11 protein-coding genes are annotated in these 11,978 nt (G+C 64.0%); 4 read left to right on the forward strand and 7 right to left on the reverse strand.

Going from position 1 to position 11,978, the window contains the following annotated elements:
• Positions 1–58: 58 nt before the first annotated feature.
• Positions 59–610 carry an LPS assembly lipoprotein LptE gene (gene lptE, locus ACR9YP_RS05240; RefSeq protein ID WP_091882635.1) on the reverse strand — a complete coding sequence of 184 codons (552 nt, stop codon included), beginning with the start codon at positions 608–610 and terminating at the stop codon, positions 59–61.
• The gene (gene leuS, locus ACR9YP_RS05245) at positions 597–3,221 is read right to left on the reverse strand and encodes a leucine--tRNA ligase (protein WP_438103701.1); all 2,625 of its coding nucleotides are present in this window, start codon (positions 3,219–3,221) and stop codon (positions 597–599) included. The genes lptE and leuS overlap by 14 nt, the downstream gene beginning before the upstream one ends.
• A 194-nt stretch (positions 3,222–3,415) precedes the next feature.
• On the opposite strand from leuS, the gene ACR9YP_RS05250 reads away from it, so the two are divergent.
• Positions 3,416–4,462, forward strand: coding sequence for a GGDEF domain-containing protein (locus ACR9YP_RS05250; protein WP_438103700.1), 1,047 nt, complete (start codon positions 3,416–3,418; stop codon positions 4,460–4,462).
• 99 nt (positions 4,463–4,561) lie between these two features.
• Here the strand turns inward: ACR9YP_RS05250 and ACR9YP_RS05255 are convergent, their stop codons facing one another.
• On the reverse strand, positions 4,562–6,265 hold the full coding sequence (locus ACR9YP_RS05255; protein ID WP_438103698.1) for a diguanylate cyclase domain-containing protein: 1,704 nt from the start codon (positions 6,263–6,265) through the stop codon (positions 4,562–4,564).
• Between the two features lie 107 nt (positions 6,266–6,372).
• Here ACR9YP_RS05255 and ACR9YP_RS05260 point away from each other — a divergent pair, with 107 nt between their 5' ends.
• Positions 6,373–7,062, forward strand: a complete 690-nt coding sequence (locus ACR9YP_RS05260; protein WP_438103696.1) for a YggS family pyridoxal phosphate-dependent enzyme — start codon at positions 6,373–6,375, stop codon at positions 7,060–7,062.
• Positions 7,063–7,236: 174 nt separating this feature from the next.
• Here the strand turns inward: ACR9YP_RS05260 and ACR9YP_RS05265 are convergent, their stop codons facing one another.
• On the reverse strand, positions 7,237–8,022 hold the full coding sequence (locus ACR9YP_RS05265; protein ID WP_438103695.1) for a 2-keto-4-pentenoate hydratase: 786 nt from the start codon (positions 8,020–8,022) through the stop codon (positions 7,237–7,239).
• A gap of 6 nt (positions 8,023–8,028) precedes the next feature.
• A complete protein-coding gene (locus tag ACR9YP_RS05270) occupies positions 8,029–8,598 on the reverse strand; it encodes a L,D-transpeptidase family protein (protein ID WP_438103694.1) in 570 nt (189 codons plus the stop codon).
• A 200-nt stretch (positions 8,599–8,798) separates the two neighbouring features.
• Here ACR9YP_RS05270 and ACR9YP_RS05275 point away from each other — a divergent pair, with 200 nt between their 5' ends.
• Positions 8,799–9,485, forward strand: a complete 687-nt coding sequence (locus ACR9YP_RS05275; RefSeq protein ID WP_007598630.1) for a response regulator transcription factor — start codon at positions 8,799–8,801, stop codon at positions 9,483–9,485.
• A 58-nt stretch (positions 9,486–9,543) separates the two neighbouring features.
• Positions 9,544–9,987 (forward strand): cyclic nucleotide-binding domain-containing protein, encoded by a 444-nt coding sequence (locus ACR9YP_RS05280; protein WP_091882654.1) that lies wholly within the window; start codon positions 9,544–9,546, stop codon positions 9,985–9,987.
• 106 nt (positions 9,988–10,093) lie between these two features.
• Here the strand turns inward: ACR9YP_RS05280 and xth are convergent, their stop codons facing one another.
• Together xth and ACR9YP_RS05290 are read right to left on the reverse strand one after the other, a co-directional pair.
• A complete protein-coding gene (gene xth / locus ACR9YP_RS05285; RefSeq protein WP_438103693.1) occupies positions 10,094–10,909 on the reverse strand; it encodes an exodeoxyribonuclease III in 816 nt (271 codons plus the stop codon).
• Positions 10,910–11,147: 238 nt separating this feature from the next.
• The gene (locus tag ACR9YP_RS05290; protein ID WP_091882660.1) at positions 11,148–11,903 is read right to left on the reverse strand and encodes an outer membrane lipoprotein carrier protein LolA; all 756 of its coding nucleotides are present in this window, start codon (positions 11,901–11,903) and stop codon (positions 11,148–11,150) included.
• Positions 11,904–11,978: the final 75 nt, after the last annotated feature.

The following is an 11,978-nucleotide window of genomic DNA, read 5'->3' on the forward strand; positions in this document are numbered from 1 at the left end:
GGTTGGGAACCGAGATTCCGGGTTCTCGCTTCGCGAGCCCCGGAATGACTGGAATGAATCAGGTGCCCGCGGTGAAGAACGAGGCGAGCCGGGTCGTGATGTTCTCGGCTATCTCGTTGGCGGCACGATCCTCGGCGTCGCGATAGGCCCGGTTGCGCGCGAAGCGCTGGTAGGAGCCGGGCATGTCGTAGGACACACGCGAGAAGGTGGTGCCGGTCATCACCGATTTGCCGGTGACGACCTCGATCAGATTGTACTGGGCGTCGATGCCGTAATTCTCGCTGGTCGGCAGTCCGGTCGCGGCGCTGACGATCAGCGAGGAGCGGGTGGATGTGAAGCGGATCTCCAGGCGGTGCGTCGGTGGCATGCCTGTCGCCGTGCCGTAGAGCTTGAAGGCCAGAGCATTGCGGACCTCGACGCCAACGCGCGCCTCGCGCGAGGCGTTCGGCTTGGCGATCGGCGGCAGCTCGACCCCCATCAGCTTCTCGCGCAGGCCGGGAGTCCCGTCGTTACGCTCGGCATACATCGGCTGGAAGCAGCCGGCCGTCAGAGCCGCCAGGGCGGCGACCGCCAGCAAGCGGGCTGCGATGCGGATCCTAGCCGACAACATTCACGATCCTCTTGGGGACGATGATCACCTTGCGGACGGGCTTGCCGTCCAGGGCCAGCTTTACCGCATCGAGGGCCAAAACGGCAGCCTCGATTTCCGGATTCTGGGCCACTGTTGCAACCGTGACCTCACCCCGCTTCTTGCCGTTGACCTGGACCACCAGGGTCACGCTGTCTTCAACCAGCAAATCGCGTTCGATTTGGGGCCAATTGGCCTCTGAAACCAGCCCGCTCTGGCCCAAAGCCTGCCAGCACTCCTCGGCCAGATGCGGCATCATCGGGGAGAACAGCTGGACCAGGATCTGGCCGGCCTCCCGGATCGCCCAGGCGAGGTCCGGGGCGGGCTGGCCGGGGCGCTGGAGCACCTCGGACAGGGCATTGGCGAATTCGCGGATATGGGCGAGGCAGACGTTGAAGTGCAGCCGCTCGATGCCGGTCGTGACCTTGTCCAGGGCGCCATGGGCGGCCTTGCGCAAGGCGGTCGCATCCGTCCCGAACGAAGCCGGCCGGGCCGCCGGCGCCTCCTTGCCGAGTTCCTTTGCATCGTTCACCAGCCGCCATAGCCGCTGCACGAAGCGCGATGCGCCCTGGACGCGCTCGTCGCTCCAGATCACGTCGCGGTCGGGCGGGGAGTCCGACAGCATGAACCAGCGTGCGACGTCGGCACCATAGGTCTCGATGATGTCGTCGGGATCGACCGTGTTCTTCTTCGACTTCGACATCTTCTCGATCGGGCCGATCCGGATGTCTTCGCCGGTCGCGAGCAGCGTGGCGCGGCGACCATTGCCGCCGACCTCGACCTTGACCTCGGCCGGCTGCACATAGGTGCCGTCGGCCTTCTGGTAGGTCTCGTGCACCACCATGCCCTGGGTGAACTGGCCGGCGAACGGCTCGTCCAGCGCAATGTGCCCGGTCGCCTTCATCGCGCGGGTGAAGAAGCGCGCGTAGAGCAAATGCAGGATCGCATGCTCGACACCGCCAATATACCAATCGACCGGCATCAGCCGATCGACCACCGACCGCGTGGTCGGCGCCTTCTCGTTCCAGGGATCGGTGAAGCGCGCAAAGTACCAGGACGAATCCACGAAGGTGTCCATGGTGTCGGTTTCGCGGCTAGCCTTGCCGCCGCATTTCGGGCAGGCGACGTGCTTCCAGGTCGGGTGATGATCGAGCGCGTTGCCCGGCCGATCGAAGGTCGCATCGTCCGGCAGCGTCACCGGCAAATCGGCATCCGGCACCGGCACCACATCGCATTTCGGGCAATGAATGACGGGAATCGGGCAGCCCCAATAGCGCTGGCGCGAAATGCCCCAGTCGCGCAGGCGGAAATTGACCTGCCGCTCGCCGACCGCCGCATTGCCGCGCAGCTCGCCTTCCAGCCGCTTCGCCACCTCTTCCTTGGCCTGATCGATCGTCATGCCGTCGAGGAAGCGCGAATTGATGATGCGGCCGTCACCGTCATAGGCGGTGTCGGTGATGACGAATGTCTTCGGATCCTGCCCTTCGGGGCAGACCACCGGCGTGTTGCCGAGATTGTACTTGTTGACGAAGTCGAGGTCGCGCTGGTCATGCGCCGGGCAGCCGAAGATCGCGCCGGTGCCATATTCCATCAGCACGAAATTGGCGACATAGACCGGCAGCTTCCAGGAGGGATCGAACGGGTGCACCGCGCGGATGCCGGTGTCAAAGCCCTGCTTCTCCGCGGTGTCGATGACCTCCTGCGCGGTGCCGATCTTCTTGATCTCGGTGATGAACTCCGCAAGCTCAGGGTTCTTCGCGGCGGCCGCCTGCGCCAACGGATGATCCGCCGAGATCGCCATGAACTTCGCGCCGAACAGCGTGTCGGGCCGTGTCGTGAAAATCTTCAGCTCGTTCTCGCCGGCCGGCGTCGTTGCCGCATCCAGCGCGAAGCGGATCAACAGGCCTTCGGAGCGGCCGATCCAGTTGCGCTGCATCAGCCGCACCTTGTCGGGCCAGCGGTCGAGCCCATCCAGCGCGGACAGCAGCTCCTGCGAGTACTTCGTGATCTTGAAGACCCACTGGTTCATCTCGCGCTGCTCGACGACAGCGCCGGAACGCCAGCCGCGGCCGTCGATCACCTGCTCGTTGGCGAGCACGGTCATGTCGACGGGATCCCAGTTCACCTTGCGCTTCTCGCGCTCGGCAAGCCCTCCGCGCAGGAAGTCCAGAAACATCTTCTGCTGGTGCTTGTAGTAGGAGGGATCGCAGGTCGCGATCTCTCTGGACCAGTCCAGCGACAGCCCGATCGAGCGGAGCTGCTTCTTCATCGCGGCGATGTTGTCGTAGGTCCAGGCTTTCGGCGCGACCTTGCGTTCGATCGCGGCGTTCTCGGCCGGCAGGCCGAAGGCGTCCCAGCCCATCGGATGCAGCACGTTGAACCCCTTGGCGCGCTTGAAGCGGGCCAGCACGTCGCCGAGCGTGTAATTGCGGACATGGCCGATATGGATGCGCCCGGACGGGTAGGGGAACATCTCGAGGACGTAGTATTTCGGCCGCGAATCGTCGTTTCGGGAGACGAAGATCGCCTGTTCGTCCCAGAGGCGTTGCCAGCGCGGTTCGGCGTCGCGGGCGTTGTAGCGTTCGGAGGTCATGGAATCGTTGGCTTTTCGTGGTTCGGCCGGCTTAAAGACGGCGGACTAGGCCATAGAAGTCCGCAAGGGGTCAATGGGTTGCCGCAATCTGGGGAACCTTCCGAGCTGCTCCGCAAAAATACCGAGGCCGCCGTTGGGGTGTGATTAAGGGGTCGATGCGAAGTTGCGCCCGCCAAGGACCCCCAATACTTGCGATGGATTCCAGCTTCGACGATCCCGATTACGACTATGCCGCGTCCATTGCCGGACGGGCGATGCGGAGCATGGCCGAGCAGCGGATTGCGCCGACCCCGGCCAATTTTGCCGTCTGGTTCCAATATCTCGCCGGCAGCCAAGACGATCTGCGCGACGCGATCGATCTCCTGATCGACCACAACCGTCCTTTCGACAGCAGAACCAATCAGGATCTGTTCGAGACCTACATCGCGCCGCAGGTCAGTGCCATCGTCGTCCGCACCTCCGAGCGGCTGCATGCCCTCATGGGTGCGGCAAAGGAGTTTCTGACGACGGCCATCGCCGACAACCATTCGCAGATGCAGGCGATCAGCGAGGTCGCGGACCAAGGCAAGGCCGGCGTCGATCCGAAGGCACTGGTCGCCCAGCTCATGAACGAGCTGGCCCGCGCCGCCACCCGCGCGACGCGGCTCGAGGCAGGCTTTGCGGAAAAGACCCGCGAGCTCGACGTGATCCGTGATTCGCTGTCGAGGTCCGAGCAGCGCGCCCGGACCGACACCTTAACGGGGCTGGCGAATCGGCGGGCGCTCGACGAATTCCTGCGCAAGGCGCAGGCGACCGCGGAATGGGGCGAGCCGCTCAGCGTGCTCTTGCTCGACATCGACCACTTCAAGACCTTCAACGACAATTTCGGCCATGGCATCGGCGACCAAGTGTTGCGCCTGATCGCCAAGGTGTTGCGCGAGAAGGTCCGCGAGCAGGATCTGCCCGCCCGCTATGGCGGCGAGGAGCTGATCGCGGTGCTGCCGGATGCCGACCTTGCCGCCTCTGCCGAGACCGCCGAGCGCATCAGGCGCGCGATCGCCGAATGCAGGATCACGCGTCGTTCGACAGGTGAGATCCTGCCCAATATCAGCGTGTCGATCGGTGTCGCGCAATACCGGACCGGCGAAGCGATCACCGATCTCATCGAGCGCTGTGACCGCGCGCTCTATCTCGCCAAGGGCGGCGGCCGCAATCGCGTGGTGACCGAGATCGAGCTCGAGCGCGCCGGAGCTGCGGGCTAGAGCATTATCGGTTCTGATTGAGTCAGAACCGAAGCTCTAGATTCTTGTTTTGACGCGTTTTCTTCACGCGAACCGGTATCCACTTCGCTCGAAAACGCTCTAGCCGTTAGCCGCCATCATCATGTCAGTCGCGCCGGTCTCGATCGCCTGCACGCCGTGCTCGACGACGTTGTTGCGGCCGCGATGCTTGGCGGCATAGAGCGCGGCGTCGGCGGCTTCGATGAGATCACCGGGGCGCAGTGTCTCGTTTGGCTTCGTCGCAGCAACGCCGATCGAGACGGTGACGATCATATGCGCGGAGGTGATGTGCGGCAGGCAGAGTTTCAGCACGGCCGCGCGCACCAATTCGCCGATTTCGACGGCGCGGGGCACGTCGGTGTTCGGCAGCAGCAGGCAGAATTCCTCGCCGCCATAGCGTGCCGCAAAGCCCATCGTGTCGGCGGCAATGCCGGACAGCGATTCGCCGAGCCGGGTCAGGCAGGAATCGCCTTCGAGATGGCCATAGGTATCGTTGAAGAGCTTGAAGTGGTCGACGTCGATCATCAGAAGCGCGAGCTCGCTGCCATATTGCTGCGCGCGCATCCATTCGAAATCGAGCCGGCTCTGGAAGCCGCGGCGGTTGGCGAGGCCGGACAGCATGTCGATCGAGGCCATCACCGTCAGGCGGTCGTTGCTGGCGATCAGCTCGCGCTCGCGCTGGCTCAATTGCGCGGCCATCGCGTTGAACGCGCGGGCCAGCGGCACGAACTCGGCGGGCAGGCGACTGCGCGCCGCCCGTGCCGACAGATCGCCTTCGCCGAGACGCTTGGCCATGTCGGCCAGCATCTCGATCGGCTTGATCACCAGTTTCTCGGCGGCGATCAGCGCGCCGAGCAGGACGAACACGACGACGAAGGCGAATTGGAGATAGGCAGTGCGGATGTCGCGGCTCACGGCCGCAGACACCTTGTCCTCGTCGATGCTGGCGATCAGGCGGGCGTTGGTGCCAGCGATGCGGATGTAGCTGACGGCGCGGCGGGAGCCGTCGGCAGCAAGAAAGGACAGCGAACCTTCGTCCTGGTCCGACCGCAGTGCCCTGTCGGCGATCGCCGACATCAGCGGCATGTTGTCGAGGGGACGGCCGACCGCGCTGTGCTGGTCGGCCGGCGCGGCCAGCACGGTGCCGGCGCTGTCGACCAGCACGGCGGTAATGCCGGCGCGGCCGCCGAGATTGCTCATGACCTTCGACATCCAGTCGAGATTGACGGTGGCGAGCACGACGGCATCCGGTACGCCGCTGAACGCGGACACCGGATAAACCGCCATGACGGTCGGCGTCGGCGCGGGCCGGGACAGGATGAAGTCGCTCAACACGAAGCGGCCGGTTTGCTGCGCCTGCAGGAAGTAAGGCCGGTCACTGAGGTCGAGGCCGACATACATGTTGTTGGTGGCGCACTGGATGCGACCGTCCTGGCCGGCGATCAGAAGCGTGCGGATCCAGGGCAGGCTCGACGGCAGGCTCGCGCGCAGCACGTCGCAGCTCTTGCTGATGCCGCCGGCGGACGCCCGGATGAAGGCCTCCGATTTCAGGATGGTCTCGACCGACGAGATCACTTCGCGCTGCGCATCGGCGCTGTGCCTTGCGACGGTGGTGAATTCGGCCGCGGCCTGCGCGATCTGTCGCGCGCGCGTGCCTTCGAGCGAACGGATGCGCTCGAGCATCAAGGGGGCCACCAGAATCACCGCGAGCAACGCCAGCCGCGCCCGGATTCCGAGAACCTGCTTGAGTTTCGCTCGTTTGCGGTTGAGACTGACGCTTGCCATTTCGCTACCCACCCCATGGGCCAAGGTAAAGCGAAGGGTTCAAAAACTCTTTCTTGAACTCGGTAAAATTGGACTTACCTCGGTTACGACCACAACCAATCGACGTCATGACAGAAGCCAATGCCACGCCGGTAACCGGCCATTCACCAAACGCGCTCGCCGCAGTCGAAGCCGAAATTGCACGCGCCTGCAAGGATGCGCAGCGTGATCGCGCCTCCGTGACGTTGATCGCGGTGTCCAAGACTTTCGCCGCGGATGCGATTACCCCGGTCATCGCCGCCGGACAGCGCGTATTCGGCGAGAATCGGGTGCAGGAGGCCAAAGCCAAGTGGCCTGCGTTAACGTCTGTTTACTCCGACATCGCGCTGCATCTGATCGGCCCGCTGCAATCCAACAAGGCGAAAGAGGCGGTCGCGCTGTTCGATGCCATCCATTCGGTCGACCGTCCGAGCATTTGCCAAGCGTTAGCCAAGGAAATCGAATCCCAGAACAAGCACCCTCAGCTCTTCGTCCAGATCAACACCGGCGAAGAGCCGCAGAAGGCCGGCGTCGCGCCCGGCGAGGCCGATGCCTTCCTCGCGAGCTGCCGCGACACCTATGGGCTGACGATTTCCGGCCTGATGTGCATCCCGCCCGTCGACGAACCGCCGGCGGCGCACTTTGCTCTCACGGCCAAGATCGCGGCTCGCAATGGATTGAAGAACCTGTCGATGGGTATGAGCGCGGATTTTGCGACCGCGATCATGCTCGGCGCCACCCATGTCCGCGTGGGGAGCGCGATCTTCGGGCACAGGTGAGAGCCGTTAGCGAGGAACGCACCCAGCAACCGTCATCGATTTCGTCATTGCGAACGAAGCGAAGCAATCCAGAATCTTTCCGCGGAGGGATTCTGGGTTGCTTCGTCGCATCAGCGCAAAATTGCTTCGCAATTTTGTCGCGAGCTCCTCGCAATGACAGCGGAGCGTGTGCGCCTACACAAACCCCACCGACACCTTCCCCAACCCACCGAAATCCACCGCAAAATGATCGCCGGCCTTAATCGGCAGCGGCGGATGGCATGTGCCTGTGGTCACCACCTCCCCTGCCCGCAAGGTGATGCCGAGCCCGCGCAGCTCGTTGGCGAGCCAGGCGAGGGCCGCGCGGGGATCGCCGAGCACGTTCTTGCCGTGGCCATTATAGCGCTGGCCACGTAGCGTGATTTGTGGCCGCTCCTCGACGAGATCCAGCGCGCGCCAATCCGCAGTCGTCGGCGCGCCCAGCACGAACAGATGCGCACAGGCATTGTCGGCGATGAGCTGCGCCTCGCCGGCGCTGGCGAAATCGGTAAAGCGCGAATCGGGAATTTCGATTGCGGGATGGAAGGTGCCTACGGCGGCGAGGACCTCGTCGACAGTGTACGGCACCGCGCGCGGCGGTAGATCGCGCCCCATGCGGAAGGCGAATTCCGGCTCGCCGACGCGCATCTCGTTGCCCTTCATCGACGCGGTGCCGCCATCGGCGATTACGCTGTCGCTCATGATGCGGCCGGCCAGCGGTCCCGTGACGTTGATGTGCTTCTGTCCGGACTCGCTCGTTGCCGCGATCTTCCAGCCGAATAATTTTCCGCTCGATTGCGTTTCGAGCGCAGCCTGGATGGCATAGCCATCAGCGCGGCTCTGCGGCCGCAATCGGACATCCAGCGCGTCAAGCTTGGTGCCGTCGCGCCAATGCTTCACCAGGACTTGCGATGCGGCGGCGATCTGATCCTTGTCGAGCATCCGTCCTCACCCGATGATGATTCTTGTTCTTGGCCCCAGTCGTCGCAGCAATTGCAGCATCGCAGATTTCGTCATGGAGACGCAGCCTGCGGTCGGGCCGAAATTGTCGCGGGCGAGGTGCAAGAACACCGCGCTGCCGCGGCCGGCGATCCGCGGCCTGGTGTTGTGGTCGATCTCGATGATGAAATCGTAGAGGTGGTCGGCGCGCTTGAGCCGGTCCCCGCCCTGCCCCTCGCCGAGCCGGATACCTTGGTTGTAATGACGGTCTTTGGGGTCCTCGCACCAGGCGTCCTCGCCGCTGATGATCCGGGCCGGCAAGAACGTCTGCGGGCGGCTGTGCCGGTCGCCCCGCCACCACAACCGCCTGGGACGGAAGCTGCCGCGCGGGGTGCCGCCGTCGCCCTCGCGCTTGTTGGCGAGAATGCCGCCTCGCCCCAGCGCCACCGGTATCGTCAGTGCTCCGGCCGTCAGCCAGCCCCGGCGCGGATTACCGGCAGCAGGTTTAACACGGATCGCGGACAGCGGCCCGGCCCTTCGATTCTGGGTGTAACTAGCTGACGCAGCTTTGTTTTTCATGTGAACACGCGATGTCGAATTCATTACAGGACATTCATCAAAACGCCCTGCTATTCTGGGTTAGAGTGGTTCTGGCTTGTGAATCGGTAACAGCCCACTACTTCAACACGAACAACAATAACAACGGCGACCCTAACTTTCCCTCGCGGCTGGGTGCGGCATGGATGCGCGCCGAGCCGGACCCAAAAGGATGACCCCCCATGGCCAATGCCCGCAAGATCCTGATCGTGGATGACGATACCGATCTGCGCGATACGTTGGTGGAGCAATTATCGCTGCACGAAGAATTCGAAGCGTCCGCCGTCGATACCGGCGCCAAGGGCGCGAGCGCCGCAAAGGCCAATGCTCCCGATCTCGTTCTGATGGATGTCGGCCTGCCCGACACCGACGGCCGCGAGGTGGTCCGCTCCCTGCGCAAGGGCGGCTTCAAGGCCCCGATCATCATGCTGACCGGCCACGACACCGATTCCGACACGATTTTGGGGCTGGAATCCGGCGCCAACGACTATGTGGCAAAGCCCTTCCGCTTCGCCGTGCTGCTCGCCCGCATCCGCGCCCAGCTCCGCCAGCACGAGGCCAGCGAGGACGCGGTGTTCTCGGTCGGCCCCTACTCCTTCCGCCCGGGCTCGAAGATGCTGACTGCGGCGAACGCGCGCAAGGTCCGCCTCACCGAGAAGGAGACCGCCATCCTCCGTTTCCTTTACCGGGCCGGCCAGATGCCGGTCTCGCGCGAGACCCTGCTCCAGGAGGTCTGGGGCTATAATTCCGGCGTTACCACCCACACGTTGGAAACCCACATCTACCGCCTTCGCCAGAAGATCGAGAAGGATGCCGCCAACCCGGAAATCCTGGTCACGGAAGCCGGTGGCTACAAGCTGGTGCCGTGATACGCTTCGGGGGCCCGCGAATCGTTTGAGATCGCGCGCCTTTGAGCCTCGGACCTGAATGTCAATCGACGACGATGTAGCGCTTCTCGAGCGAGTCCCGACACTGCGCCTGTTGGGAGACGCATCGTTGCGCATGCTGGCGATCGGCTCCGAGCAGCGGAACTTCGTCCGCGGCGACGTCCTGTTCAATCTCGGCGACGAGGCCGATGCCGGCTTCGTGGTCCAGCGCGGCGCCTTCCGGGTCGAGGACGGCGCCGGCGCCGAAATGATCGCCAGTCCCGGCGCGCTGATCGGCGAGCTCGCGCTGGTGGTGCCGATGAAGCGGCCGTCGAGCGCGGTTGCGCTGGAGCACGCCTCCGTCATCCGCATCGCGCGCAGCCTGTTCCAGCGCGTGCTCGAAAGCGACCCCGCCGCCGCGGTTCGCCTGCGCGACGAATTCGCGGTGCGCTCCAGCCAGATCGCCAGCGATATCCTGATGGCCGGTGCGAAGCTGACGAGCTGAGCTGTCGTAGCCCGGATGGAGCGAAGCGTAATCCGGGACAGCCTTTCCGTATGCAAGAACCCCGGATTGCGCTGCGCTCCATCCAGGCTACGGGCTTCCCGAGAGGCTACACCTCCAGCGTCACCGTCACCGGGACGTGGTCCGACGGCCGCTCCCAGCTCCGGGCATCGCGAAGAATCTTGAAATCACTGACGGTATCCTTCAGCGCGCGCGAGACCCAGATATGGTCGAGCCTGCGGCCGCGATCGCCGACGGTCCAGTCGGCGGAGCGGTAGCTCCACCATGTATAGACTTTCTCCGACATCGGAATGCGCTCGCGCGCGACGTCGATCCATTCGCCGGCCGCCAGCGCTGCCTTCAGCTTCTCGGTTTCGACAGGCGTGTGCGACACCACCTTCAGCAGCTGCTTGTGCGACCATACGTCGTTCTCGTGCGGGGCGACGTTGAGATCGCCAACCAGGATGTGACGGTCCTCGCCGCGCGGATGCAGCGGTTCGCAGGCCTTCATCTCGTCGAGAAAGCGGAGCTTATGATCGAACTTCTCGTTCAGGGCGGGATCGGGAATGTCGCCGCCGGCGGGCACGTAGAAATTATGCAGCACCAGCGGCTTTGCGATGTTGGCCTTCTCGCCGAACGATACCGAGATGTGGCGCGAATCGATCTTGTCGCAGAAGGTGCGGATGTCCTTCGACTCGAACGGGATCTTCGAGACGATGGCGACGCCGTGATAGCCTTTCTGTCCGTTCAGCGCGACGTGCTCATAGCCGAGCCGCTTGAAGCGCTTCAACGGAAAGGCGTCATCGATGCATTTTGTCTCCTGCAGGCACAGCACGTCCGGCCGCGCGCTCTTGAGGAATTTCGCGACCAGATCGATGCGCAGCCGCACCGAATTGATGTTCCAGGTTGTCAGGGAGAGACGCATGAGGGATGCGTCTTAGCAAGCTCTCGTAGGGTGGGCAAAGGCGCAAAGCGCCGTGCCCACCGTCTTTTCGGGTGCGAGATGTGAGGATCTGGGCGTGCTTTCGTAGGGTGGGCAAAGCGACTTGTCCGCCGTAGCTCGAAGAGCGAAGGCGGAAGCGTGCCCACGTGTCGATCGCGAGGAGGAAAGATGGTGGGCACGGCGCAAACGCGCCTTTGCCCACCCTACGGCAGCGGAGCGCTCAACCCGGCGATGGGCCGTAATTGGTGAAATCGATCTTGAACATGCCCGGATCGAGTTTCTTGCTCGAATCCAGATTGTAAACCGCGATCGTGGTGTCGTAGCCCTGCGGGTCGGTGACGGTCCACTGCTTCAACTGGCCGTCCTTGGCGCCGAACATCAAGAGGAGGCGGCTGGTGCCGACCAGCGCCTGCTTCTCCTCGATGGTGACGCTGGTGAAGACGTCGTCGGCCGAGACGTTGACGACGTTGGTGTCCTTCATCAGGTCGATGCGATCGGACAGCAGGAAACGCAGCGGCGTCTGCGACAGCGGATAAATGTCCTGGGTCGCGAGCTTGCGATCACGCACCACCAGCGAGGATCCATCGGCGACGATGTCGATCGGGCTCGGCGCGTCATATTCGAAGCGCACCTTGCCCGGTTTCTGGATGTAGAAATCGCCCTGCGTCTTGCTGCCGTCGGGGCCGACCTGGACGAAATTCCCGACCAGGGTCTGGAGCGAGGAGAGATAGGCGCTGATCTTGGCGGCCTGCGCCTTCTGGTTGGCATCGAAGGTCTGGAAGATACTGCTCGGTACGTTGCGGCGCGGATCCGGGATGACCGGATTCGGCGGCGCCTGCGTCGCACCGGTGACGGCGGGCCCTCCCCCCGCCGCACCGCCATCGCGGCCCTTCGGCGCTGGCTTCGGCACGGGCACGGTCTGCGCGAACGATGTAGCGGTCACCATCGCGGCGGTGACGAGAAGCACGCCGGCCACGCGCGCGCTTCGCGCAGCGATGGTGGCAGCGAATCGAATGTCCGGATGTCTGATCAACGCGTCGTCCTAACGTGG

Source organism: Bradyrhizobium sp. BR14999 (genome assembly GCF_056106085.1).

Excerpts from the sequence above, each read along its gene's own strand:
- ACR9YP_RS05270 (WP_438103694.1), bottom strand. The coding sequence starts at position 8,598 with ATGAAAAACAAAGCTGCGTCAGCTAGTTACACCCAGAATCGAAGGGCC.
- ACR9YP_RS05260 (WP_438103696.1), top strand. The coding sequence starts at position 6,373 with ATGACAGAAGCCAATGCCACGCCGGTAACCGGCCATTCACCAAACGCG.
- ACR9YP_RS05255 (WP_438103698.1), bottom strand. The coding sequence starts at position 6,265 with ATGGCAAGCGTCAGTCTCAACCGCAAACGAGCGAAACTCAAGCAGGTT.
- ACR9YP_RS05280 (WP_091882654.1), top strand. The coding sequence starts at position 9,544 with ATGTCAATCGACGACGATGTAGCGCTTCTCGAGCGAGTCCCGACACTG.
- lptE (WP_091882635.1), bottom strand. The coding sequence starts at position 610 with ATGTTGTCGGCTAGGATCCGCATCGCAGCCCGCTTGCTGGCGGTCGCC.
- ACR9YP_RS05250 (WP_438103700.1), top strand. The coding sequence starts at position 3,416 with ATGGATTCCAGCTTCGACGATCCCGATTACGACTATGCCGCGTCCATT.
- xth (WP_438103693.1), bottom strand. The coding sequence starts at position 10,909 with ATGCGTCTCTCCCTGACAACCTGGAACATCAATTCGGTGCGGCTGCGC.
- leuS (WP_438103701.1), bottom strand. The coding sequence starts at position 3,221 with ATGACCTCCGAACGCTACAACGCCCGCGACGCCGAACCGCGCTGGCAA.
- ACR9YP_RS05265 (WP_438103695.1), bottom strand. The coding sequence starts at position 8,022 with ATGCTCGACAAGGATCAGATCGCCGCCGCATCGCAAGTCCTGGTGAAG.
- ACR9YP_RS05275 (WP_007598630.1), top strand. The coding sequence starts at position 8,799 with ATGGCCAATGCCCGCAAGATCCTGATCGTGGATGACGATACCGATCTG.